Here is a 25,736-nt window from a genome sequence, read left to right on the forward strand (position 1 = left end):
CTCATTCGTCATCCGGTCACCCCGCCGGTGGTCATCCCGAATTCGGCGGTGAGCACGCTCGTCGCCATTACCAGCTGCACCAGGCGTTCGCTGCCCGCCCGTTGGCCGGCCGGCCGTGCCCGGAGTTCGTCGAGCAGCCGGGCCACCGCGGCCGGGTGGTAGAAGGGGTTGTCCCGCAGGGCCGGGCCGGCGCACATTTCGCGCGCCTTCGCCAGCAGCCCGTCGTCGCAGACGATCGGCGGGGCGAAGAAGCCGCGTTTCCCGCCTGCGCGCACCTCCTCGGGCAGCCGGTCGTGGACGGCGGCGCGCAGCACGTATTTGGTGGTGCCCTCGCGGGTGTACCAGGGCAGCGGCGCGGTCCTGGCGGTGGCGAACAGGTGGTGGTCGAAGAACGGCAGTCTGACCTCGACCCCGTGCGCGGCGTCCAGCCGTTCGGCGGCCAGGATGTAGTTGGGCAGCCAGCTCTTGGCGAACAGGTACATCGACTGGTGCAGTGGAGAGCGTCCGTCCAGCTGGTGCCGGGACTGGTCCAGCAGGGGTGTGCAGGCGTCGGTCCCCGCCAGCACCTCGGCGAACTCCGGGCGCAGCAGGGGCCGCGAGGGTGCCAGTACGGCGAAGTGCCGTTGGGTGAGCCAGCCCGGCAGGAAGCCGAGCCGGTCGAGCACGCTGCGCAGCTGCGGCGGGGCTCCGAACTCGGCCAGCTTGCGGTATCCGGCCCGGGCCCGGTCCATGGCCGCCGGGGACCGGCTCAGCGCGAGGTCCTGCTGGAACTGCGGGTATCCGGCGAACAGTTCGTCGCCGCCCTCCCCGGCCAGGGCGGTCTTGAAGCCCTTGGCGGCGATCGCCGCGCTGTGCAGGTATCTGGCGACGCCGTGCGCGTTCTCCTGCACCATCTCGCCGGCGCGGATCGTGGCGGTCAGGTTCTCGGCGAAGTCCGCGGGGGTGAGGTCGATCCGGTGGTGGGGCACGCCGAGGCGGGCGGCCGTCCGGGCCGCGACCGGGCTCTCGTCCAGTGTGGCGTCGGCGAAGGAGACGGTGAACGTGGTGACTTCGCGGTGGCCGGCGGCGGTGGCGGCCATGGCCGAGGAGTCGACGCCTCCGCTGAGGTGGCAGGCCAGCGGGACGTCGGCGATCGTCCGCAGCCGCACGGCCTCGTCCAGTCCGGACCGCACCTGCGTCAGATGCCGGGTGAGGGCGGCCGGCGAGCCGTGCTCGGTCCCGGCCAGCTCTTCGGCCGTCGGGTAGTCGAGGTCCCAGTAGCGGTGGACGGTGGCCCCGCCGTCGTTGGCCAGCAGGTAGCAGCCGGCGGGGAGTTGGCGGATGCCGTCGAAGAGCGTCCGGTCCGGGGGGAGGGCCATCTGGAGGTGGGCCGCGTAGGCCGCCGGGTCCCAGCGGGCCGGGAGACCGCAGGCGAGGAGGGCTTTGATCTCGGAGGCCAGATAGAACCTGCCGTCCCGTTGGGCGTAGTAGAGCGGTTTGACGCCGAACCGGTCCCGCGCCGCGAACAGTTCCTTCCGGTGGCCGTCCCACAGCGCGAAGGCGAACTCGCCCCGCAGGGTCCGCAGTGCCCGGTGGCCGTCCCTGAGGTAGAGCCGCAGCGCGATCTCGCTGTCGCCGCGGGTGCGGCAGGGGTGCCCGGTCCTGGCCAGCTCGGTGCGGATGCGCCGGTAGTCGTAGAACTCGCCGTTCGCGACGAGCCGGGTCCGGCTCGGCCCGTCGCCGAGCGGCTGGGCGCTGCCCGCCGGGTCGACCACGGCGAGCCGGGTGTGCCCCAGCACCGCCCGCCCGTCCGGCGAGCGCCAGATGCCCTCGCCGTCGGGTCCCCGCGGGCGCAGCACCGCCATCGCCGCGTCCGCCGCGTCCATGGGCAGTCCCGCGTCCCGGGCGAAGATCCCGATGATGCCGCACACGCCGGTCACCGGTCCGGATGCGGAACTCGGAAGGTGAGCACGGCGTTCGGGCCGGTGCCCTGGTGCCAGCGCTCCTGTTCGAGGCCGTCGTCGAAGATCAGGCAGCCGCCATCGGTCCGGGTCCTCGTCCGGTCCCCCGTTCTGATCCCGCTGCCCGCCGTGACGACCAGGCCGAATTCGACCCGGAGGTGGGCGTTGCCGGGTCCGCAGCACGCCGGTTGGCGGGTCGGGGGATGCTGGAGCATCAGCTCGACGGTCGCCCCGGGGAACAGCAGCGCTTCGGGGATCTTGTCGAGGACGCCGCGCAGGACCGGCAGGGCGTCGGCCGACGCGGTCCATGTGCCGTCGCGGTACAGCTCGATGTGATCGGTCCCGGCCTCCCGGCCGCCTTCGGGGAGCAGCCGGTCGCCGATCGGTGCGGCGCGCAACTCTTCCACGATCGCCTCGTGCCGGTCTGCGAGCCGGTCGGTGAACCAGAAGTCGGCCGGGTCGTAGTCCATGCGCACCGGCAGCTCCCGGTGGAGCTCCGCGGGGCGGTGCAGTGCCGAGACCCACAGGCCCTGACGGACCGCGAGGTCGGCGCAGTCCGCCGCGGCCCGGGGCTGTCCGCCCGCGTGGAGTTCGTCGATGAGTGCCCGGTAGTGCCGGCGGGCCCGGCCGGCCAGCGGTTCGGGCAGCGGTTCGGACGGCTTTGTGTCGCGCCGGTCGCCGCGCCGCCCGTGCGCGATACGGGCGGCGAGCTTGTCCACCTCCGCCACGCGCTGCTGCTCGGTACGGAGGAACAGGGCGTGGTCGGCGATCGACTTCCCCCTGGTCATGCGGTGCCGCTGGTAGGTGTCGTCGAACGGTGCCTTGTAGTCCTGGTAGTGCCGGTGCTCGACGAAGACTCCGGGCACCGGGTACAGCCTGCCCAGCCGTCGTGCGAGGTCGAAGACCCATTTCTCGACCTCCCACTGCTGGAAGATCGTCGGTACGAAATAGCCGAGGGTGTCGTACCAGGACCTGCTGACGATCGGGAAGTCGCAGCCGCCTTCCGGGTACTGTGCCGCGTCGAAGTAGAGGCACAGCACGGAGTCCCCGTGCAGTTCGGTGAGTTCCGCGGCCCGCTGGTCCAGTGCGACGTCCCAGCCGTGGTCCACGTAGAGCTGGTCGTCGTTGGCCATCAGCAGGAAGTCCCCGTCGGCGTGTTCAGCCAGCCGGTTCCAGGCTTCCGCGACCCCGATCGGCGGCCCGACGTGCAGGGCGCACCGGCCGATCGCTCCGAAGCGCCCGCGCGCCCGGTCGAACAGCTCCCGGTACTGCGGCAGTGCGGGGTCGTCCTCGTCGACGTAGCAGAGCACTTCGATCCGTCCCGGTGCCGCGGCGGTGCGCTGGACGCTGCGCAGGAACGCGTTCAGGTTGTCCACGCGGTTCCTGGTCGGGCACAGCAGGGACAGCGGGCGCGGTGCGGCGGTGACCGCCGCGGCACGCAGGGGGAACGCCGCCTTGCTCCACAGCCGTCGGGGTTCCAGCCGCAGGGCGTAGGCCAGCTTCTGCCGGACCAGCAGGCTGCCGTTCACCGCGTCGACGATCCAGCCGCGCCGGTTGTGCCGGTCCCGCAGCAGGTCGGTGACCAGGTCCTGGAGTGTGCCGTCCCGGTAGCGGCCGTGGTGGCCCAGGAGCAGTCTGCCGAGGTCGTGGGCGGCGTCGAGCGTTTTCCGGTCCCCTGTCACCGCCGGTCCTCCTCTCCGGTGCGTGCCGTGGCGACGTGTTTCTCGATCCAGCGGTAGGTGCGGAGCAGTCCGTCGTCGAGGGAGGTGGCCGGCTGCCAGCCGAGCAGTTGCCGGCAGAGCGTGTTGTCGGAGACGCGGCCCATCGGTCCGACCGGTTTGTCGGGCCGGTAGCGCGGAACGATCTTCTTTCCCGCGATGGCGGAGATCCGGCCGACCAGTTCCGCGATGCTGATCCGCTCCTCGGAGCCGATGTTCACCGGTTGGTCCACGGTGGATTGCGCGAGCCGGAGCAGGCCTGTGACGCAGTCGTCGATGTAGCAGTAGGACCTGGTCTGGGTGCCGTCCCCCCACACCTCGATCTCGCCGGAGTCCCCCGGCACGGCGGCCACCTTGCCGCACAGCATGGACAGGGACTTGGCCCGCAGTCCCGAATAGGCGCCCAGCGGGCCGTAGATGGCGTGCAGGCGGGCGACCTTGATGTCCATGGCGTAGGTGCGGCGGAAGGTGTCGCACAGGATCTCGGTGGTGAGCTTCTCCCAGCCGTACTCCATGTCCGGGTCGGCGGGGAACACCGGGCTCTCCCGCAGCGGGGCGCTGTCGGGCCTGCGCTGCAGGGAGTTCGGGTAGACGCAGGCGGAGGACGTATAGACGACGGTGCCGACCTCCGCCCTGCGGCACGCCTCGATGGTGTTGACCGAGATCAGCAGGTTGTCCCGCAGGATCTCGGCAGGCGCCGCGTGCGTCCACCCGATGCCGCCCATGTTGGCGGCCAGCGCGAACACTTGGTCCGCGCCGGCGACCGCCGCCGCGCACTGGTCGGGCTCGCGCAGGTCGGCGAGCACGAACTCGTCGGCCCCGCCGGTCCCGTACTCGGGCGGATGCACGTCCACTCCGCGTACCCGCACCGGCGGTTGACTGCTTTTCAGCGCGTGGACCAGGTGCGCTCCTATGAAGCCGCCGGCTCCGGTCACCACGACCTGTGTCACGCTCGCTCCTCATCGGTCTTCCGGCGCCGTGCCGCCCTCACGTCACGGCCTGCTGCGTCCCGGTCGGCCCGGCGCTCCTGTTCGAGGTGCTGTTCGTTCCGCCGGGCGAGCAGGGTCCGCGGACCGGAAAGCGGCTGGGCCGGGTCGGCGACGAATGCGGCGAGGCATGCCGTCAGCGCGTCGAGCATGGCCCGTACGCGGGATGCGGGGAGCCGGGCCGGATCGTGCCGGGCGAGCAGCCGCAGCTCTTCGCCGGGCACGATTTCGAGCACCAGCGGATAGCCCTCGTCGACCACGGTGCGCACCTCCTCGATCCGCAGCCCGTCCCCGGCGTTCCGGCCCACGGCGGTGGGGAAGTTCTCGATCACCACGATCGTGTCGAACAGGCCGGGGCCCCGGCCCGGCCCGAGGCCCCGGGTGATGCGGCCGAGCGGGACGTGGCCGTGTTCCCGCATCCCGGCCAGCCGGTGCTGCAGCTCGTGCAGCCAGGGCAGGACCACGCCGTCCGGCGCGCAGTCCACCCGGAGCGGCACCGTGTTGATGAGCAGGCCGACCAGTTCGGTCGCGCCGGGCAGGCCGGGCGGGCGGCCGGAGACGGTGACGCCGAAGACGACGTCCGTGCTCGCGCACAGCTCGGCGAGCAGCAGTGCCCAGCCACCGTGGAGAACGGTGCTCACGGTGAGCCCGTTGCGGCGGCAGAACGCGTCGAGTCCGGCGGCGAGGGCCCGTGGCACGGTCAGGGTGACGTCACCGCGCCGTACGGCGGCCACGTGGCCGTTCGCGCGGTCCGGCCCCGCGATCCTGGTCGCCGCCGTCACTCCGGTGAGCTGTCCGGCCCAGAACCTCTCGTCGGCGGCGTGGTCCCTGGTCCGGAGCCAGTCCAGGTAGTCGGGCATGGCGGGCCTGTCCGGCACCCGGGGCCGCTCGCCCGCCGTCAGGGCCCGGTAGCAGTCGAGGACGTCCGCGAGGACCAGTTGCTGGGACCAGCCGTCGAGAATCAGATGGTGGTGGGTCCACACACAGCGGTGTGCGGTGTCGGACTCGCGGAGCAGGGTCAGCCGCAGCAGTGGCGCGCTGCCCAGGTCGAAGCCGCGCGCACGGTCCCGGTCGAGGAACGCGGTCAGGGCGGTGGCCCGGTCCGCCTCGTCGCGGTCCCGCCAGTCGAGGTGGTCGACGACCATCTCGGCTTCCGGGGCGACCACTTGGCGGGGGTGTGTCCGTTCGTGCCAGTCGAAGAACACCCGCAGCGCCGGGCTCGCGGCCACTACCGTCTGCCAGGCCGCGCGGAACGCGGCCGGGTCGAGGGGTCCGGTCAGCAGGCAGCAGACCTGTACCAGGTACGCGCCCGGGCCGCTGCCGCCGGCCGAGTGGTACAGCATGCCCTCCTGCATCGGGCCGAGCGGATACGCGTCGGGGGCGGGGGTCCGCGGCCGGGCGGAGGCGGGCGCCTCTCGCGTCGCCCGCTGCGCGACGGCCCGTACGGTCGGCAGGTCGAACAGGTCCTGGGCGGTGATCCGCCATCCGGCGAGCTCCAGTTTGGCCACGATGACGATGGCGTGCACCGAATCCCCGCCCAGGGCGAAGTAGTCGTCGTCGATCCCGACGCGGTCCAGCTCCAGCACCTCCTGCCAGACCGCGGCGACGGTCCGCTCGGCCTCGGTCCGGGGCCCGTCGGACCGCGCGGGTCCGTCGTCGTCGGGGGCGTCCTCGGCCATCCACCTGGCCAGCAGTTCCCGTTTGGCCGCGGACAGCCGCGCCACGCGCGCGTCAGGTTCGGACATCGCTGCCTCCGGCTTCGTCCGGTGTGCCCGGCGGGTGCTCTGGATTCCGCAGCAGCAGGGCCGCTTCCTGCTCGGTCAGTGACTCCAGCCGTTCGATCAGCCAGTCGCGCCGGTCGCGCGGCTCGGACAGCGCCGCGTAGTCGGTCTTGCCGTTCCGGGTCAACGGCAGCTCGGCACGCTGCCGGATCTCGGCGGGGACGAGACGGCCGGGCAGCCGGGCGGCGAGCCAGCCGCGCAACTGCCCGGCGTCGGGCAGCCGATCGCGGTGGCCCGGCCGTCGGTCGGGGGTCCAGTAGGCGACCAGCCGCGGGCCGCCGGCCGGAGCCGTGCGCAGCAGGACCGCGGCCCGGGCGACGGCCGGGTGTGCGGCGAGCGCCTGCTCGATCTCGCCGAGTTCCACCCGGAAGCCGCGGATCTTGACCTGCCGGTCGGTGCGCCCGTGGAACAGCAGCGCCCCGTCGGGCAGCCGGTGCACCACGTCCCCGGTGCGGTAGCGGCGTGCGCCGCGGCGCTCCGGATCCGGGACGAAGACCCCGGCGGTGTCCGCGGGCCGGCCGAGATAGCCCCTGGTGACCCCGTGTCCGCCGACCTCCAGCTCTCCGGGCACGCCGTCCGGGGCGGGCGCTCCGTCCACGAGCACCACGGCCGAACTGCCCGTGATCGGGAGGCCGATCGGCACCGGTCCGGCACCGGGGTCCGCCGCCACCCGCTGGGCGCAGCAGCCGACGACGGTCTCGGTCGGCCCGTACTCGTTGAACACCACGGCGTCCGGGGCGACTTCGCGCAGCGCGGCGACCTGGGCGGAGTCCAGCTGCTCGCCGCCCACCACCACGGTGACGCCGGTGAGCCCGTGCCGCCGCGCGGCCAGTTGCGCGGTCAGCGCGGACAGATGGGACGGTGTGACCTTCAGCAGGGTGTGGCGTCCGACGGCCAGGGCCGCGCCCAGCCTGGCCGGGTCCGTGCCGGGCACCAGGTGTGCCGTCCCTCCGGCCGCCAACGGCGCGAGCAGCGAGGTCACGGTCAGGTCGAAGGCGAGCGAGGAGTGCACCGGCGCGAAGGCGCGCTCGGTGATCCCGTACGTGGGAACGCTCCAGCTCAGGTAGTTGGCCAGGCCCCGGTGCGGGACGCCGACCGGTTTCGGCTGTCCGGTGGAGCCCGAGGTGGCCAGCACGCAGACCAGGTGTTCCGGGTGCAGTGCCGGGCGGCGCAGCCGCACCGGCGTACCGCGGCCGGTGCCGTCGGTGCGCAGGATCGCCTGCGGGGCGACCCCGGCGGGGGCGGCGGCCGAGGGCGGCATCACCATGAGTGCCGCGCCTGCGGCGGCGAGCAGCGCGGGTATCTGGTGCGGTGGGGTTTCGGGGTCGATGGGCAGATAGGCCGCTCCTGCTCGCAGGACGGCCAGCAGTCCGACGATGCCGTCGATGCTGCGGTCCGCCCACAGTCCGACCACGGCCTCCGGCCCGGCCGAGCGTGCCTGCAGCATTCCGGCGAGCCGTCCGGCCCGCTGCCACAGCAGGCGGTAGCTGACCTGCCGGCCGCCTTCGAGCAGCGCGATCCGGTCGGCGCCCCGGTGCACCGCGTCCTCGATCAGGGCGAGGACCGAAGCCTTCGGCGGGGCCGGGAGTACGGCCGGTGGCGCGGGGGTCCGCGCGCAGCACCGGGCCGCGGAACGGTGCGGTGCCCGCGCGGCGGCCGCCAGCGCGGACCGGAACCACCGCGCGATCTCCGTGGCCCGCCCGTCGGCGCTCCCGGCCGGGTCGGTCTCCAGCAGCAGGCGCAGCCGGCCGGAGTCCGCGTCGACATTGAAGTGGGCGGTCAGCGGCACATACGTCTGGTCGGGTGCCTGGAGGCCGGACACCGCGAGGCCGTCCGGCGCGGACAGCGCGCTGTAGAGGTGGAAGTGGGTGAAGACGAACAGCGTGTCGAACAGCCGGCTCGCGCCGAACTCCCGGTTCAACGTGACCAGGGGGTAACGCCGGTAGGGCGAGACCCTCGTCTCGGCCGCGTAGGCGGTCAGCGCCAGTCGGGCCCAGCTCGCCCCGGCCGGGACCTCGGCACGCAGGGGCAGGATGTTGTTGAACACGCCGACCACCCGGTCGCCGTCCGTGCGTTCGGGCCTGCCGTTGGTCTCCAGGCCGGTGATCAGGTCGGTGCGGCCGGTCAGCAGCCGGACGATCCACAGGTGCACGCCGAGCAGGACGTGCTTGAGCCCGACCCCGAGTCCGGCGGCGAGCGCGGCGAGGCCGTCCCGTGTCGCGTCGTCGATCTCCACGACGGTGCGCTGCTGGTACACCGGCCCCTCCGCCGGGGGCCGTTGGTGTGTCCGCCGGGGCAGGGTGCAGGGTTCGGCGCCGCGCAGTTCCGCCGCCCAGAAGGCGCGGTGCTCCGGTGAGCGCATGGCGGTGCGTTCCAGCTCGACGAAGTCCGCGTATCCGGTGCGCAGCACGGCCGGGGCGGGCGGCCGGCCCCGCGATGCGGCACGGTACGCGGTGAGCAGTTCGGTGAGCACCAGCGCGGTGCACCAGCCGTCGAGGGCGAAACTGCTGACGGTCAGCCGGAATTCGGTGCCGTAGTCGTGCACGGTGAAGCGCACCAGTGGTCCGTGGGCGAGGTCGAAGTGCCGTTTGCGTTCGCTCAGCATCCACGCGCCGAAGTTCTTGTCGCGGGCGGGGTCGGTGCGCCGGTCGATCACCTCGACGGGCAGCCGCGGGAGGGTCGTGGGCACGATCTGCAGCGGCTCGGCATGGCTGGTGAGGTCGAAGTGGGAGCGCAGGTAGGGGTGTTGGGCCAGTACGTGGGCGACGGCCTGTTCCAGTGCGCCCGGCGCGACGGGGGCGGCCACCGCGATGCTGGTCACGTACACCTCGTAGCCGGGGTCGTCGTTCTCGTGGACCAGCAGGGCCCGCTGGGCCATCGAGACCGGGTAGGCGTCGGCCAGTCCCGGCCGCCCGGCCAGCGCCGGGCACAGGCCGAACGGCGGCACCGTCCCCTCCCCCCGCAAGGACTCCTGCCGGGACTTCTGCCGGGGCTCCTGCGCGGGATCGTCCTGCCGGGTGTCGAGATACGCCGCAAGCTCCGCGACGCTGGGATGGGACAGCAACTCGGTGACGGTGAAGCCGAATCCCGCTTCCCGGGCCGAGGCGACGATCCGTATGGCCAGGATCGAGTCGCCGCCGAGGGTGAAGAAGTCGGTGTGGGCGTCGATGCCCGTCCTGCCGAGGTGCCGTTCCCACAGGGCCCCCAGTTCGCGTTCGGCCGGGGTGAGTTCCGGGGCGGTCGGCCGTTCCCGGCCGGGGGCCCGCTCCGGGGCGGGCAGGGCTCGGTGGTCGAGCTTGCCGCTCGCCGTGACCGGCAGCGCCTCGACCGCCACGAGTTCCGTCGGCACCAGGTGGCCGGGCACCGAACGCCGCAGCAGGTCCCGGAGCGCGGCGGGGGGCGGGGCGTCCCGCCCGGTGACGTAGCCGGTCAGCCTGCCCTCCCGGACGGTCGCGACGGCGTCGGTCACGCCGGGCAGCGCCCGCAGCAGTTCGGCGACCTCACCGAGCTCGACCCGGTTTCCGGAGATCTTCACCTGGTGGTCGGTCCGGCCGACGAAGACCAGCGCGCCGTCGGTCCGGCGCCGGGCCCGGTCGCCGGTGCGGTAGATCCGGTGCCCCCGTCCCCCGTGGGGGTCGGGGAGGAACGCCTCGGCGGTCCGCCCCGGTCGTCGGAGGTAGCCGGTGGCCAGTCCGTCCCCGCCGATGAACAGCTCGCCGGTGGCCGGCACCGGCACCGGGCGGAGCCGGTCGTCGAGCACCCGGACCGAGGTGTTGGTGATCGGCCGCCCGATCGGGACCGGTCCCGCGTCGGACGGTGCGCACTGCCAGGCCGTGACGTCGACCGACGCCTCGGTGGGGCCGTAGAGGTTGTGCAACTGCGCGTCGAACAGCTCGAAGAACCGGTCCCTGGCGGTGGCCGGGAGCACTTCGCCGCTGCACAGCACCCGGCGCAGCGGCGAGCGCCCGGCGGCGGTGCGCGCGGCTTCGGACAGGAACGGGGTGAACATGCCGGGCACGAAGTGGACGGTGCCGATCCGGGCCCGTTCGACGATCCGCACCAGTTCCAGCGGGTCCCGGTGCGCACCGGGCGGGGCGAGCACCACGGTGCCGCCGGCGATCAGCGGCCAGCACAGCTCCCACCACGAGACGTCGAACCCGACGGGTGTCTTGTGCAGCACCCGCTCCCCGACGCCGAGCCGGTACTCCTCCTGCATCCAGGCCAGGCGGTTGACGATGCCGCGGTGCGGGACGAGCACCCCCTTCGGCGAACCGGTGGAACCGGAGGTGTAGAGCAGGTAGGCGGGCTGTTCGGGGTGGACCCGCGCCGCGTACCGGCGGTCCGGCCGTGCGGCGAGCAGCTCCGTGGTGAGCAGTGTCCGTGCGGGCAGGGCGACGGCGCGGTCCCGCAGGGACTCCTCGGTCAGCAGGAACCCGGCGCCGCTGTCGGCCAGCACCGCGGCGTGCCGGGGCGGTGGGTCCGCCGGGTCCAGTGGCAGCACGGCACACCCGGCGTTCAGCACGGCGAGGTAGGCGATCGGCAGCTGACGGCCCCGCCGGTGCAGTACGGCGACGGGTTCGCCGGGCGCCGCGCCCGCCGCCCGCAGCCCGGCCGCCACCGTGGTCGCCGCCCGGTGCAGCGCCGCGTGGCTCAGCTGCGTGGTGCCGCCGTCCTCCGCGGGTGCAAGTACGGCTGTCGCGTCCGGGTGGGCGGCCGCGGCGGCGGCCACCAGACGGTGCAGGCCGCCGGGGTCGGGGCGGCGGCGCGCCGGTCCGGCCCCGGCGGCCCCGGTGAGGTCCTCGCTCAACGGGATCTCGTCCACCGCGCGTTCGGGATCCGCCACGGCGGCGCGCAGCAGCTCGGTGAGGTGTACCGACAGCGCGGCCACCGTGTCCGCGTCGAACAGGCCGGTCCGGTACTCCCAGCGGCCGGTCAGCTCGCCGTCCAGCAGCACCATGCCGAGGCTGAGGTCGAGCTGCGACCAGCGGCGGGGCACGTCCACCACGGACGCGGTCGCCGCCCCGAACTCCGCGCGTCCGGCGGCCCCCTGGGCCAGGGCGAAGGTGCCGTCCCGCAGCTCGCCGTATTCCTGCTGGAGCACGAACTGGCTCTGCACCAGCGTCGCCCGGCCGGTGGCCCTGGCCGGGGCCAGGTCGGTGACCAGGCGGCGGAAAGGGTATCTGCCATGGGCGAGCGCTTCGCGCAGCAGCGTCGCGGTGTCCGCGAGCAGCCGCGCGAACGGCGTTCCGCGGGCGCACCGGGAACGGAGCGGTACCGGGTTGACGAAGTAGCCGACGGCACCGGCGAGTTCGGCGGTGTCACGGCCGGCCAACAGGGTGCCGAGCACGAGGTCCGGCCGGCCGGTGCAGCGGTGCAGCAGCGCCCGGTACGCCGCGAGCAGGACGGTGAACAGGGTGCAGTTCCGCTGTTTCGCCAGCGTGCGCACCTCGTCGACCAGCTCCGACGGCAGCCGGAATGCGGCGGTGGCGCCGTGGAAGTCGCGCCGGGGCGGGTACGGCCGGTCGGTGGGCAGGGCGAGGCCGGCCGGCGCGCCGGTCAGCGTCTCGCACCAGTACGCGAGATCTCGTGGGTACGCCGGGGAGTCGGCGTAGTCCTCGGCGTCGGCCAGCGCGGTGGCCTGCGGGTTGCCCGCCGGGGTGAGCGCCGCCGGGATGCCTGTGGTCTCGGCGAGGTAGCCGGCGCGCAGTTCGTCGAGCATGACCAGGAACGACCACAGGTCCAGCACGAGGTGGTGCGCGACCAGCACCAGAAGATGGGTGTGCGCGCCGCGGCGCAGGAGCGTCGCGGTGAACGGCACGGCCCCGCCGAGGTCGAAGGGCCGCTCCACCAGCTCCAGCAGCCGCGCAGTGAGGTCCTCGTCCCGCTCGGCCGGCACCTCGATGACGCGCAGTCGCGGGCCTTCTGCTTCCACCTGGCACCAGGGCCGCCCGTCCTGGACCGGGAACCTGGTACGCAGCGCCGGATGCCGCGCGGTCAGGGTCCGCAGCGCCCGGTCCAGCGCCGGTACGTCCAGCGGTCCGTCCAGCCTGAGCACCCGGGAGAGGTGGTAGGCGGCGCCCTGCGGGTCGAGTTCGTGCTCGAACCACAGCGCTTCCTGGTTCGCGGTGAGCGCGAGCCGTCCGCTGTCGGCCGTAACTCCGGTCGTCCGCACCGTCGTCCGTGCGGTCGCCGTCGTGGTGTCCGCCGCCAGGATGCGCCGGGCGAGGTCGAGGGGGCTGTCACCGTCGGCGAGGGCCTCGGCCCCGATGTCCACCCCGTACCGTCGCTGTACGCGGTGCCGCAGTTCCATCGCCCGCAGCGAATCCAGTCCGAGCCGTACCAGCGGCTCGTCCGGCCGGGGCGGTGTCCCGCCGACACCGGCCAATGCCGCGGCGGTTGCGGCCAGCGCGGTCGCCAGGACCGCGGTCCGCCCGCCCGGTGCCGTCGCGTCGAGCGCGTCGCGGCCCGGCAGGCCGGGGACCTCGGTCCGGCCGGTGCCCACGGTGCCGATGACGGGCAATTCGCCGTCCAGATAGGACTGTCGGCACTGCTGCCGGCGGACCTTGCCGCTCGTCGTCTTCGGCACCGCCCCCTTGGGCAGGAAGACCATGCGGTGGACCTCGATGCCGTGCCGGGTGGCGATCGCCTGCCGCACCCTGGCGGCGATCCCGGCCAGGTCCGGCTCGCCCTGTGCCGTGCCGAGTTCGTGGCACAGCACCAGCCGTTCGACACCGTCGACGTCCACCGGGAAGGCGGCTCCGCAGGAGGGCCGCAGCGCCGGATCCGCTCGTTCCGCCGTGTGTTCCAGGTCGTGCGGATGGTGGTTCTCGCCCCGGACGACGATGAGGTCCTTGCGCCGCCCGGTGAGGTGGAGCCCGCCGTCCAGCAGGAACCCCAGGTCGCCGGTGCGCAGATAGGGGCCCTGGTGGGTGTCGGCGAGGAGGGCGCCGAAGGTCTCCCCGGTCTCCTCGGGGCGGTTGTGGTATCCGGCCGCGATGCTCTCGCCGCGCAGCCAGACCTCACCGATCCGCCCGGGCGGCAGTGCCGTACGGGTGTCCGGGTCGACGATCCGCACCTCGGTCCCCGCGACCGGGAGCCCGCTGCTGACGAGCGTGGTGCCGGGCTCGTCCGGCCGCACGGCGGTGACCCGGCCCGCCCTGAGAGCGGCGGGATCGGCGCGTACCGTGGCCGGCGGCCGGTCGAACGGTGTCGCCGTCACGATCAGGGTCGCCTCGGCGAGTCCGTAGCAGGGGAAGTGTGCGGCCGGCGCGAATCCTGCGGCGCGGAAACCCGCGCTGAAGCGGCGCATCGTGGAGTCGCGGACCGGTTCCGCGCCGTTGTAGGCCACCGTCCAGTCCGACAGGTCGAGGGTGGCCCTGGTGGCCTCGTCGACGCGCTGCAGGCACAGCTCGTAGGCGAAGTTGGGGCCGCCGCTGACCCGGGCCCGGTACTTCTCGACGGCCCGCAGCCAGTTCAGCGGCGACCGCAGAAAGGCGTCCGGCGGCATCAGCACCGACCGGGAGCCCAGGTAGAGCGGCTGCAGCACATTGGCGATCAGGCCCATGTCGTGGAACAGCGGAAGCCAGCCGACGAAGGTCGCGTCCCGGTCGTTGCCGCAGGCGAGTCGGATCGCGCGCTCGTTGCTCAGCACATTGGCGTGGCTGACCCGGACGCCCCGCGGCGTCCGGGTGGAGCCCGAGGTGTACTGCAGGAAGGCGGTCGCGCCGGGGTCGGCCGGAGCCCGGGTCCAGTCGTCGGCGGCCGTGTCGGGAACGGCGCGGACGTCGGCCCTGGGCAGTCCGGCCGGCGTGGCGGGGGCGTCGTCGGCCCGGCAGAGCACCAGCGCGGGCCGGGCGTCCGCACTGATGGCGGCGAGCCGTTCCGCTCCGGCCCTGCCCCGGCCGGAGTCGCAGGGGACCGCGACACTTCCCGCGTACAGGCAGCCCAGGAAGGACTCGACGTACTCGATGCCGGAGGGATAGGCGATGAGCACGCGTTCACCCCGGCAGCCGCGTGCGGCCAGTTCGGCGGCGATCGCCCTGGCCCGCAGGTCGACGGCGGCGAAGTCATGGCTCACGGTCTCCGTGACTCCGTCGGCGAGGAACAGGTAGGCGGGGCGGCGCGGTGTGCGTTCGGCGTGCTGCCGCGCGATGTCGACGATGGTGGCCGCCCTGGTGGTCATATCGGCTCCTCCCCCGCCTCGGCCAGCCGCAGCGCCTCCCGGATCAGTGCGCTCCGGTGCCCGGCGCGCACCCGGTCGACCGTCCGGGCCAGCGCGGCGATGTCGGGCGCCTGGTAGACCTGGCGGATCGGGAGGTCGATGCCGAAGGCGGTGACGATCCGGAAGTGGAACCGGGTGAGCTGCAGCGAATCCCCGCCCAGATCGAAGAAGTTGTCGTGCCTGCCGATGCCGTCCCGGCTCGCCCGGCCCAGCACTCCGGCGGCCAGCTCGGCGATCGTCGATTCGGTCGGGGTGGCGGGCGGGCTGCTCCTCGGCCGGTCGGGCTCCGGGGGCGGGGCGGGCAGGGCCCCTTCGTCGAGTTTGCCGTTCCTCGTCAGCGGAAGCGCGGGCAGCACGACCGTCCGGTGCGGGATCAGATGGCGCGGAAGCCGGTCGGACAGGAAGCTCCGCAGCGAGCCGCTGGTCAGCTCCCGGGCCTGCGCGGTGCTCTCGGCGACCAGGTAGGCCACGAGCCGCCGTCCGTCCCCCGTGCCGTGGGCGGCCACCGCGCAGTCGCGTACGGCGGGGTGCGTCAGCAGGGCGGCTTCGATCTCTCCGGGTTCGATGCGGTAGCCCCGCAAGGACAGTTGCTTGTCCGTCCGGCCGAGGTAGTCCAGTTCGCCGGGCAGCAGCCGCACCAGGTCACCGGTGTGGTAGCGCCGGCCGCCCGGGCGGCCGGGCGCGGGCCGGAACCGGTCGGCGGTGAGTCCGGGGCGGCCGAGGTAGCCCCTGGCCACCCCGGTGCCGCCGACGGCCAGTTCGCCCCGGCCGCCGACCGGCAGCGGACGCCCGTCGCCGTCGAGCACCTCGACGTGCTGACCGGGAATCGCCCGCCCCAGCGGGCTGGCCACCGGGCCGTGCGGGTCGTCCGGCCGCAGCCGGCGGCTGGTGACGTGCACCGTGGTCTCGGTGACGCCGAACATGTTCACCAGCTCCGGCCCATGGTCGCCGATGCGGTCGAACCAGGGGGCGAGCCTGGCCACTTCGCAGGATTCGCCGCCGAGGACCACGAGGGACAGCGGCGGACCGCCCGGCCCGGTCCGCAGTGCGGTGGGCAGCAGGGCCCGGAAGGCGCTCGGTGTCTGGCCGAGCACGCCGACGCGTTCGGCCAGCAGCGTCGCCCACAGTTCGTCCGGTGCGCGGACCACGTCCGGGGGGACGAGCACCAGCCTGCCCCCGCTGGTCAGCGCGCCCCAGATCTCCCATACGGAGAAGTCGAACGCCGAGGAGTGGGTCATCGCCCAGGTCTGCCGTTCGCGCGTGGCGGGGAGCGCGGCCCGGCACGCGGCCAGCACCGCGGTCGCGTTCGCGTGGCTGACCAGCACGCCCTTGGGGCCGCCGGTGGAGCCCGAAGTGAACACGGCGTAGGCCAGGTTGGCCGGGTGCGTCCGTACCCGGCCGGGCACTGCCGTCACTGACCTGTCCCCGGGCCGGTCCAACAGCAGGGTGTCCGCACCGGGTTCCGGTGCGTGCCGCACGGTGGACCGGGTGAGCAGCAGCCGGATCCCCGCGGCGCGGGCCAGCTCCGCCCGGCGCCGCGGGGGGTCGGCCGGGTCCAACGGCACATAGGCCGCCCCCGCCTTGAGGATACCGAGCATCCCGATCACCAGGTCCATCGAGGGCTCGGCGCACAGCCCGACCATGTCCTCCGGTCCGCAGCCGCGGGCCCGTATCTCCGCGGCGATCCGGTCGGCCCGCGCGTCGAGTTCCCGGTAGGTGAGCTGGCCGCGGCCGCAGCTGAGCGCGATGGCGTCCGGCCGCCCGGCGGCGATCCGCTCGACCTCGTGGTGCAGACAGCCCGTTTCCCCCTCCGGGGCCGGGTCGCCGGTCACGGCCGGAGCGGACGGGACCGGGCGGACCGATGCGACGGGCAGGTCCGGATCGGCCGCCGCGGCGCGGAGCACGGCCTCCGTCCCGGCCAGGAGCTCGGCCGCCGTCGCGGCGTGGAGCCGGGACCGGTCGAACTCCAGCTCCAGTTCCAGTCCGTCCGGCAGGGGGGAGACGGTCATGGTGAGCGGGAACTTGGCGGCCACCGGGGGCGAGGGCAGCACCGTCGCGGTCAGGCCGGGCAGTTCCACCCGCGGCGCCGGGGTGTTCTGGTAGGTGAAGGCCGCCTGGACGAGCGGGGTTTCGGCGAGCGAACGCCGGGGGCGTACGGCCTCGACGATCCGCTCGAAGGGGACCTCCTGGTCGTCGAGGCCCTGTCGGACGGCCTCGCGCACCCGGGCCAGGAGTGCTCCGAAGCCGTCGTGGCCCGTCAGGTCGAGGCGCAGCGGCAGCAGGTTGACGAAGCAGCCGACCAGCCCGTCCAGTTCCGGCCGGGGGCGGCCGGCGACCGGGCTGCCGATCACCAGGTCGCGCTGCCCGGACAGGCCGGCGAGCGCCATCCCGAATGCGGTCAGCAGCACCGGGAACAGGGTGGTCCGCCGTTGAGCGGCCAGGTGTCCGAGCCGTCGCACGTCGGCGTCGCCGAGCCGGGACCGCAGGACCCCGGCGACCCGGTCGGCCGGTGGGTGGGGGGCCCTGCCGAGCAGATCCAGTTGTCCGGGTGCGCCGTCGAGTGCCGCTGTCCACCGGGCCAGCCGTTCGGCGAAGCCGGGCTCCCGCGCCCGGCGCCGTTGCCGGGCGGCGAAGTCCCCGTACTGGACCGGCAGCGCGGCCAGTTGTGCGGGGATCCCGGCGACGCATGCCCGGTACAGTTCGGCAATATCGGCCAGCAGCACCCCGAGCGACCACCCGTCGCCGGCGATGTGGTGCCGGACCAGGACGAGTTCATGTTCCGCCCGGTCGAGCCGGAACACCACGGCCCGCAGCACCGGGCCGGTCGTCAGGTCGAACGGGCGGACGGCCAGTGCGGCCGCCCGACTGCGGCTCGCCGCTCGCCGGGCGGGCACCGGCAGTCCGGAGAGGTCCACCACCGGCAGTTCCGCAGGACCGGCGGGCAGCACCTCGGCGACGGGGCCGCCGTCGACGACCGGGTAGCGGGTGCGCAGCACGGTGTGCCTGCGCAGCACCTGCCCCAGCGCCGTGCGCAGGGCGGGCAGGGCGAGTTCGCCGGTGAGCCCGAGGTGCAGCGGGAGGTGGTAGGAGCTGGCCGTCGGGTGGAACCGGTGGGTCAGCCACATGCGCTCCTGCTCGAAGGAGAGCGGCACCCGGGCGCCGTCGGCCACCGGGATGCCGTCGCCCGCGCGCAACTCGCGGAGGATTTCGGCCTTGCGCTCGGCGATTTCCGCCTGGACCTCGGCCGTGAGCACGCCGCGCCGTGCCACGCACCTCAGGCGGTCCCCGTCGGCGGTGACGGTGATCCCGCGCCGGCGCAGCTCCGCGAGATAGGCTCCGCTCACAGCAACACCTCGTCCCCGGTGGCGCGTTCGATCGCGGCGGCCTGGGCCGCGATGGTCGGCGCGTCGAAGAATTCCGCCATCGACAGCTCGACGCCGTGCCGTTCCCGTATCAGGGACAGCAGCCGGAGCGCGATCAGCGAGTCGCCGCCCAGCTCGAAGAGGCTGTCGTGCACACCGATGGGATCGCCGCCCAGCAGGCCCGCCCAGTATCCGGCGAGGCTGCGCTCCAGCGGGGTGGCCGGCGCCCGGTATGCGGTGGACAGGTCGGCCCGGTCGCGGCGGGACGGGGCGATCCTCAGGTCGGCGAGGGCCGTGCGGTGGTCCTCGGTGCTGAAGTCCGCGTGCCTGGCCAGCAGCGCCTGGAGGTCCTGGGGGCAGACCACCACCTGCGGGGCCCCTCCGGTGGCGAGGATGCGGTGGAACAGTTCGACGCCCTCCGCCCGGCTGATCCCGTCGAGCGGGTCGCCGGCCGACGCGGTGTGCCCGGCGGTGGGGCCGTAGCGCGCGATGAGCTCCTTCTGCGCCGAGGCGCGCATGCCCACGTCGGTCCAGTCGGTCCACGCGATCGACACGGTGGTCCCGTCGCGTCGGCAGGCGCGGTGGGCGGCGTAGGCGTTGAGGAACTCGTTCGCGGCCACATAGCCCACTTCGCCGAATTTCAGCTTGTGCAGCACGGTCCCGATGGACGAGCAGAGCACGAAGAAGTCCAGTTCGCGGTCGCGCAGAACGCTGTCGAGCACGACCGGGCCCAGCACCTTCGAGGCGATCGCCTCGTCGGTGGCCTGCTGGTCGCGTCGCTGGATCATGCCCGCGGTGTCGGGGCTCCCCGCGGCGTGGACGACTCCGGTGATCGGCCCGAACAGCTCCTCGGCCTCGGTGACGACCGCCCGCATCCGGGTTTCGTCGGCCACGTCGGCCTGCCGGACCAGGACCGCGGTGCCCTTGGCGGTGAGCGCGGTCAGCCGGCCGATCAGCCGCGTGGTGTCGTCCCCCGCCGGATGGGCCGCCAGATAGCCGTCCCAGTCCTCGGCGGCGGGGAACGGGGTGCGCCGGGTGAGCACCAGTGCGGTGGCGCTGCCCGCGAGGGATTCCGCCAGGCTGAGGCCGATGCCGCCGAGGCCGCCGCAGATCAGGTGGACCCCGCCGGTCGCCATGGTGCGCGGCTCGGCGACCGGGTCCAGCCGCAGGGGGGTGTAGCTCCGTTCGAAGCGCTGCCGCCCGCGGTAGGCGATCTCGGTGGCCGGGTCCGGGGCCAGCAGTTCGGCCACGATCCGGTCCGCCAGCCGGTCCGGGTCGCCGTCGGTGGGCCCGATGTCCATCGCCGTGCAGGACATCGCGGGCAGTTCCCGGGGAATGACCTTGACCGCCGCGGTCACGGTGGCGTGTTCGGGGTGGTCGAGGTCGTCGCCGAGCACGGACTGCGCACCCCGGGTGACCGCCACCAGCCGGACCCGCCGATCTCCCGGGTGCGCGCCGAAGGCCCGCGCCAGGTGCAGCAGGCTGTGCAACCCGCTCAGTTGTCCCTGCCGCACCGTGGCCTCGTCCGGCGTCCCGGCCCCGCTCGCCGCCGTGGCGGTCCACAGGTGCGCGACCAGTTCCGGGGTCCGGCCCTGGGCTGCGAGTTCCGCCAACAGCTCGTGGTAGTGCCGCGGTTCACTCGGTCGTTCGTGCCCGGACGGCACGGTGACCGGGTGCACACCGAGCTCGGTGAGCCGTCCGGCGACCGCCGCGCCGAGCGGGCCGTCGGCGAACAGCAGGCACGTCGCGCCGTCCTGCCGGGCCGGCGGGTGCACCGCGGCGGTGTGCCGCCAGCCGGGCAGATAGCCCCAGTCGTGGAGTTGCTCCCCGGACACCGGCCGGGCGGCGGCCACGGGGGCGGCGGGCCGTACGCCGGTGGCGTCCCCCGGTGCCTCGGACCAGTAGCGCTTGCGCTGGAACGGGTATCCGGGGACCGGGGTGCGCCGGGGCCGTTGCGACCGGTGGAAGGCGGCCCAGTCGAAGGGGCACCCCGAGGTCCACAACGTCCCCACCGCGCGCACCAGGTGCGCGGTTTCCCGTTCTGCCGCCGGGTCGCCGACGGCCGACGGCAGACAGCTCGCGGTCGCCGCCGGGCCGGGAGCCCCGCGGGCCACCAGGCGGGCCAGCCCGGTGTCGGGGCCGAGCTCCAGCAGCGCGGCGGGCTCCGTCTCCGCGAGACGCCGGGCACAGGCGTCGAAGAGCACCGGCCGCCGCATGTGTGCCAGCCAGTATTCCGGGCGGGTCACCTCGGCGGGATCGGCCCAGTCCCCGGTGACGTTGGAGAGGAACGGCAGGCGTGGGGCGGCGAATTCGACCTCGGCCAAGGCGGTACGGAGCCGGGGGAGGATGGGGTCGACGGCGCCGGAGTGGAACGCGTGCCGGACGGCCAGCGTCCTGGTCCACACTCCTTCTCCGTCCAGCCGGGTGGCCAGTGCCGCCACCGCGCCGGGAGCACCGGCGACCACGCACCGGTCCGGGGAGTTGACCGCCGCCAGCGTGAGGCCGTCGTCGAGCATCGGGCGCAGATCGTCGGCGCTCAGCGCGACGGCCAGCATCCGGCCTTCCGGAAGCGTGGCCTGCGCGAGGGCGCGGGCGGTGACCAACCGCAGCGCGGCGGACAGGGAGAACACCCCGGCCACGGTGGCGGCGACGTACTCACCGAGGCTGTGCCCCAGCATCGCGACCGGTTCGATGCCCCAGTCGATCAGCGTGCGGGCCAGGGAGCAGGACACGGCGAACTCGGCGACCTGGAACACCGGCGCGGCACCTTGGGGGCCCGCCTGCTCGGTGCGGAGCATCGCGAAAAGGTCCATGTCCTGTGCGGCGAGCAGCCGTGCGCAGTCGTCGAGATGCCGCCGGAAGTCCGGCTCCCCCGCGTGCAGTCCCAGGGCCATGGCCGGATAGCCGTAGCCGTGGCCGGGGATCAGGAAGGCGGTCCGCCCGGTGCCCCGGACCGCGTGCGCCGGCACCGGCTCGGCCAGAGCCGTGGCGGCGTCCGCGGTCGTGGCGGCTGCCACGGCCCGCCGGTAGCGGTGCGCCCGCCGGCCGCCCAGGGTGGCCGCCACATCGCCGAGGTCGGCGTCCGGCCGGTCGCGCAGCTGCTCGGCCAGTTCCCGGCCGGCCTGCGTCAGGGCCGCCGCGGAGCGGGCGGAGAGCACGACCGGTTGGCATGCCCTGCGCTCGCGGGCGGACGTGGTCGGGGCGGGCGGTTGCTCCAGCACCACGTGGGCGTTCGTACCGCCGATGCCGAAGGAGCTGACCCCGGCCCGGCGCGGGGAGTCCGAAGCGGGCCAGGGCGTGGTCGAGGCGTTGACGTAGAACGGGGAACCGGCGAAGTCGATCGCCGGGTTGGGCCGTCGGTAGTGCAGGCTCGCGGGGATCACGCCGTCGCGCACGGCGCCGACCGCCTTGATCAGCCCGGCGATGCCCGCCGCCGCGTCGAGATGGCCGATGTTGGTCTTCACCGAGCCGAGGGCGCAGAACCCGGTCCGGTCGGTGGTCGTGCGGAACGCCGCGGTCAGTGCCTCGACTTCGATGGGATCGCCGATATTGGTCCCGGTGCCGTGCGCCTCGACGTACCCGACGCTGCCGGCGTCGATCCCGGCCACCGCCTGTGCCTCGATGATCACGTCCCGCTGGCCGTCGACGCCCGGGGCGGTGTAACCCGCTTTGCGGCGGCCGTCGTTGTTCACGGCCGAGCCGAGCAGCACCGCGTGCACCCGGTCGCCGTCCCTGCGGGCGTCCGACAGCCGCTTGAGCAGGACGAACCCGACGCCGCTGCCGCCGACCGTGCCGGCGGCCGACGCGTCGAAGGCCGCGCACCGCCCGTCCGGCGAGTAGATGGCGTCCTCGGCGTAGACATGGCCCTGTGCCTGCGGGACCAGGAGCGAGACACCGCCCGCCACGGCCATGTCGCACTCGAAGGACTGCAGGCTGCGCAGCGCCAGGTGGACCGCGACCAGCGAGGAGGAACACGCCGATCCGACGCACATGCTGGGGCCGGTGAGGCCGAGCTTGTAGGAGACCGTGGTCGCCGCGAAGTCCTTGTCGTTGTGGATCAGCAGCGGGAGACCGCCGAGCGTGCGGAGGAGTTCGGTGTTGGGGAGGAGGTTGCGCACCAGGTAGGAGCTGAGGCCGCAGGAGAGGAACACGCCGACCGGGAAGGACAGTTCCGCGGGGTCGTAGCCGGCGGTGTCGAACGCCGTCCAGGCGGCCTCCAGGCACAGCCGGTGCTGCGGGTCCATCACCTCGGCCTCGCGCGCGGAGTACCCGAAGAACTCCGCGTCGAACTGTGCCGGGTCGCCCAGTGTTCCCTCCGCGCCGACGAAACGGGGCCGGGGCTCCGGCCCCGGGTCGGGGAACCGGCTGATGCTCTCGGTCTCCGCGCGGAGGTTGGCCCAGAAGGCGTCGACGTTCTCCGCTCCGGGGAAGCGGCAGCTCAGCGAGATCACCGCGATCGGCTCGCAGGCGTCCTGCCCGGTCATCGCCCACCCTCTTCCTCGGCGGCCGTGGCCTCCGGGCGGGGGCGGGGCACTCCGCCGGCTCGCCGGCGCCTGCGGCCGCGGGCGAGCGCCGGAGGGTCCGCCGGCGCCGTGCCGGCCCCGGCCCGGCCGAGGTGAGCGGCGAGGCCGGCGATGTCGGGGAAGCGGAACAGGTCGATCAGCCGCAGCCCCGGATGGACGGTGCGGACGAGGGCGCTGTGCAGCCGGAGCAGGCCGAGGGAGTTCCCTCCGACGTCGAAGAAGGCGTCGTGCACACCGATGTGCTCGGTCCCCAGGACCCGCTGCCACTCACTGGCGATGGCCCGTTCCAGTGCGGTCCCGGGGGCCGCGCTCCGCGGGTGCGGCCGGCGGACCTCTGCTGCACGGGCGGTCAGGGCCGCCCGGTCGATCTTGCCGTTGCCGTTGTGCGGCAGGCCGTCCAGCACCACCAGCTCCGAGGGGATCATCACGGCGGGCAGCAGGGCGCGCAGCGCGGCCAGGGTCCGTTCCGGTGGGATCTCCCGGCCCGGTTCCGCGCTGGCGAACGCCACCAGCCGCCGGTTTTCGGCCGTCCCGTCGAGCACGACGGCCGCTTCGCGGACCGGTGCCGCCTTGCGCAGCGCGTGCTCGACCTCCCCGAGCTCGATCCGTACTCCGCGCAGCTTGATCTGGGTGTCCCTGCGCCCCACGAAGTGCAGTTCGCCGTCGTCGCGCCGGCGCACCAGGTCCCCGGTGCGGTAGACGCGGCTGCCGGGCGGACCGTACGGGTCGGGGACGAAGGCCGCCGCCGTGCCGGCGGGGAGGCCCGGATAGCCCCGGGCCAACGCCGGGCCGCCGATGAGCAGTTCCCCGGCCATGCCGTCGGGAACCGGCCGTCCGTGGTGATCGGCCGCCCAGGCCCGCGCCGTTCCGATCGGCGTCCCGATGGGCGGCGGGTCGTCGCCGGCACCGATCACCGCGGCCGTCGCGTAGGTGGTCGCCTCGCTGGGCCCGTAGAGGTTGCGCACCACGGTGCGGACGCGGCGGCGGTGCAGCCGGTCGGCCAGCTCCCGGGACAGCGGTTCTCCGGCGAGGTTCACCGAGGTGACCGAGTCGGGAATCCCGTCGGCGTCCAGCAGGGCGGCCACCGCGGACGGGACGGAGTTGAGCAGGGTGGCCCCTGCCGCGGCGGGGGTTTCCGGCACCCTCAGGGCGTCCTCGGCCAGGACCACGGTGCCCGCGTGGACCAGTGGCGCGAACAGTTCGAAGAAGGCGAGGTCGAAGCCGGCCGAGGTGGTGGCCAGGACCTTGTGCAGTTCGGCCGGGTCGAACGCCTCGCCCGCCCAGCGCAGGAACGCCGCGGCGCTGCGGTGTTCGATGGCCACTCCCTTGGGCCGGCCCGTGGATCCCGATGTGTAGAGCACATAGGCCGGCGCCGTCGGCGGCACCGTCGCCCTGCGCGGCGGGGACGACCGGCCGGGCGGCAGGGCGGACACCCGCACCACGGGCGGAAGCCGGACGGCTCCGGCACCCCGGCGGGCCAGTAGGCCGTCGTCCCCGACCAGCAGCCGGGCACCGGTCTCGGCCAGCATCGGCAGAACCCGTCCGACGGGCTGTTCGGTGCCGATCGGCAGGTAGGCCGCCCCGGTCTTGAGCACTCCCAGCAGGGCCACGAGCAGTTCCGGTGTCCTGGCCAGCCAGACCCCGACCACGTCGCCGGGGCCGCATCCCCGGGCGAGCAGGTCCGCGGCGAACCGGTCGGACCACCGGTCCAGTTCGCGGTGGCTCACCTGGCGGGAGCCGTGCACCACGGCCACCGCGTCCCGGTGGCGCGCCGCGGCGGCGGACACCAGCCGGTGCACCAGCTCTCCCTCCCCGGGATCGATGGCCGCCGGGGTGCGCACCCTGCGCCACTGGCGCGCGGTCAGCAGCGACCGGCGCGACACCGGCTGTTCCGGTTCGGCCGACGCGGCGGCGAGCAGCATCCGGAACTGCCCGCAGAAGAGGGCGAGTTCGGCGGCAGTGCACCGTCCCCCGTCCGCCTCGAAGGTCAGTTCCAGGCCGTCGGGGGTGTCCGCCGCGGTGACGGTCAGCTCGTACTTCGCCGCCGCCGCGGGCACGTCGACGAGCCGTGTCCGGATCCCCGGCAGACCGGGGGGCCGTGGCGGCTGCTGGTAGGCGAACAGCACCTGGAACAGCGGGGAGGTCCCCAGTTCCCTGGGCGGTCCGAGGGCGTCGACGATCCGCTCGAAGGGCAGCAGCCGGTGTTCGAGCGCGTCCAGGAGCGTGTTCCTGGTCCTGCGCAGGACCTCGGCGAAACCCGGCTCGCCGTCCAACCGCAGCCGCAGCGGCAGGGTGTTGATCAGCAGGCCCACGGTGCCGGTGGCCGGCTCCCCGTCGCGCAGCTCCACCGGTGAGCCGATGACCACGTCCTCCTGCCCGCAGTACCGGCCGACCAGGCAGCCGAGTACGGCCAGCAGCGCCATGTACGTGGTGCTGCCGGTCAGCCGGCACACCCTTTCCAGACCGGCGAGTTCTGCTCGGCCGAACCGTTCGATCCGGCGTACCGGGCGGGCCTGGCGTCCGCCTCTGCCGCCGCTGAACGGGGTGCTGTGCAGCGGCGCCGCGTCGAGCTGCTCCCGCCAGAACTCGAACGATCCGGCCGCCTCCTCCGCCATCTCGCCCTGTCTGGCGACGAGTTCGGAACAGCTCGCGGTCCGCACCGACGCGGGCGGTGCGCTGCCGGTGACCGCGCAGCGGTACAGCGCCTCGATCTCCTCGCGCACCACGGCGAGCGATCCCCCGTCGAACACCAGGTGGTGGACGGACAGGACGAGCAGGTGTCGCCGCGCTCCCAGGCGCAGCAGGAACCAGGCCGCCGGCGGCCCCGCGGCCAGGTCGAAGGGCCGGGCCGCGATCGTGGCGAGCAACCGGTGCGCTTCCTTCTCCGCGCTCCGGTCCCCCGCCCCGGACAGGTCGACCAGCCGCAGGCGCGGTGGCGCCGCCGTGATGTACTGCGCGGGCTCCGCACCGTCGTCGCTGAACGCGGCGCGCAGCATCGGGTGCCTGGCGCCGATCCGGTGGACCGCCGAGCGCAGGGCGAGCGGGTTCAGCGGTCCGGTCAGCTCGATCGCGGTGCAGATGTTGTACGCCGGGTTGTCCGGCTCCAGTTGTTGCAGCAGCCACAGCCGCTGCTGGGCGGCGGACAGCGGCAGCCGGCCGCCGCGGTGGCCACCCCGCGTCCCGGCGCCGTCGGTCATCGGCACGT

At 74.0% G+C, this 25,736-nt stretch carries 8 protein-coding genes; all 8 read right to left on the reverse strand.

The window, feature by feature from the left end; genetic code table 11:
- Positions 1–8: 8 nt before the first annotated feature.
- The 8 genes from asnB to AB8735_RS02290 are packed head-to-tail and all read right to left on the reverse strand — an operon-like array spanning position 9 to position 25,728.
- A complete protein-coding gene (asnB, locus tag AB8735_RS02255; protein WP_372404823.1) occupies positions 9–1,910 on the reverse strand; it encodes an asparagine synthase (glutamine-hydrolyzing) in 1,902 nt (633 codons plus the stop codon).
- A gap of 5 nt (positions 1,911–1,915) precedes the next feature.
- Complete coding sequence (locus AB8735_RS02260; protein WP_372404825.1) at positions 1,916–3,622, reverse strand: aspartyl/asparaginyl beta-hydroxylase domain-containing protein; 1,707 nt, start codon at positions 3,620–3,622, stop codon at positions 1,916–1,918.
- Positions 3,619–4,608 carry an NAD-dependent epimerase/dehydratase family protein gene (locus AB8735_RS02265; protein WP_372404827.1) on the reverse strand — a complete coding sequence of 330 codons (990 nt, stop codon included), beginning with the start codon at positions 4,606–4,608 and terminating at the stop codon, positions 3,619–3,621. The genes AB8735_RS02260 and AB8735_RS02265 overlap by 4 nt, the downstream gene beginning before the upstream one ends.
- The gene (locus AB8735_RS02270) at positions 4,605–6,389 is read right to left on the reverse strand and encodes a condensation domain-containing protein (RefSeq protein ID WP_372404830.1); all 1,785 of its coding nucleotides are present in this window, start codon (positions 6,387–6,389) and stop codon (positions 4,605–4,607) included. Before AB8735_RS02270 ends, AB8735_RS02265 begins: the two co-directional genes overlap by 4 nt.
- Positions 6,376–14,607, reverse strand: a complete 8,232-nt coding sequence (locus tag AB8735_RS02275) for an amino acid adenylation domain-containing protein (protein WP_372404832.1) — start codon at positions 14,605–14,607, stop codon at positions 6,376–6,378. The genes AB8735_RS02270 and AB8735_RS02275 overlap by 14 nt, the downstream gene beginning before the upstream one ends.
- On the reverse strand, positions 14,604–17,990 hold the full coding sequence (locus AB8735_RS02280; RefSeq protein WP_372404835.1) for an amino acid adenylation domain-containing protein: 3,387 nt from the start codon (positions 17,988–17,990) through the stop codon (positions 14,604–14,606). The genes AB8735_RS02275 and AB8735_RS02280 overlap by 4 nt, the downstream gene beginning before the upstream one ends.
- Positions 17,987–22,492, reverse strand: a complete 4,506-nt coding sequence (locus AB8735_RS02285) for a beta-ketoacyl synthase N-terminal-like domain-containing protein (RefSeq protein ID WP_372404837.1) — start codon at positions 22,490–22,492, stop codon at positions 17,987–17,989. Before AB8735_RS02285 ends, AB8735_RS02280 begins: the two co-directional genes overlap by 4 nt.
- Positions 22,489–25,728 carry an amino acid adenylation domain-containing protein gene (locus tag AB8735_RS02290; RefSeq protein ID WP_372404839.1) on the reverse strand — a complete coding sequence of 1,080 codons (3,240 nt, stop codon included), beginning with the start codon at positions 25,726–25,728 and terminating at the stop codon, positions 22,489–22,491. Before AB8735_RS02290 ends, AB8735_RS02285 begins: the two co-directional genes overlap by 4 nt.
- Positions 25,729–25,736: the final 8 nt, after the last annotated feature.

Origin of the sequence: Streptomyces luteireticuli (genome assembly GCF_041519305.1) — a bacterium.
Classification (GTDB): Bacteria; Actinomycetota; Actinomycetes; order Streptomycetales; family Streptomycetaceae; genus Streptomyces; species Streptomyces luteireticuli.

Excerpts from the sequence above, each read along its gene's own strand:
- AB8735_RS02270 (WP_372404830.1), bottom strand. The coding sequence starts at position 6,389 with ATGTCCGAACCTGACGCGCGCGTGGCGCGGCTGTCCGCGGCCAAACGG.
- AB8735_RS02285 (WP_372404837.1), bottom strand. The coding sequence starts at position 22,492 with ATGACCGGGCAGGACGCCTGCGAGCCGATCGCGGTGATCTCGCTGAGC.
- AB8735_RS02290 (WP_372404839.1), bottom strand. The coding sequence starts at position 25,728 with ATGACCGACGGCGCCGGGACGCGGGGTGGCCACCGCGGCGGCCGGCTG.
- AB8735_RS02275 (WP_372404832.1), bottom strand. The coding sequence starts at position 14,607 with ATGACCACCAGGGCGGCCACCATCGTCGACATCGCGCGGCAGCACGCC.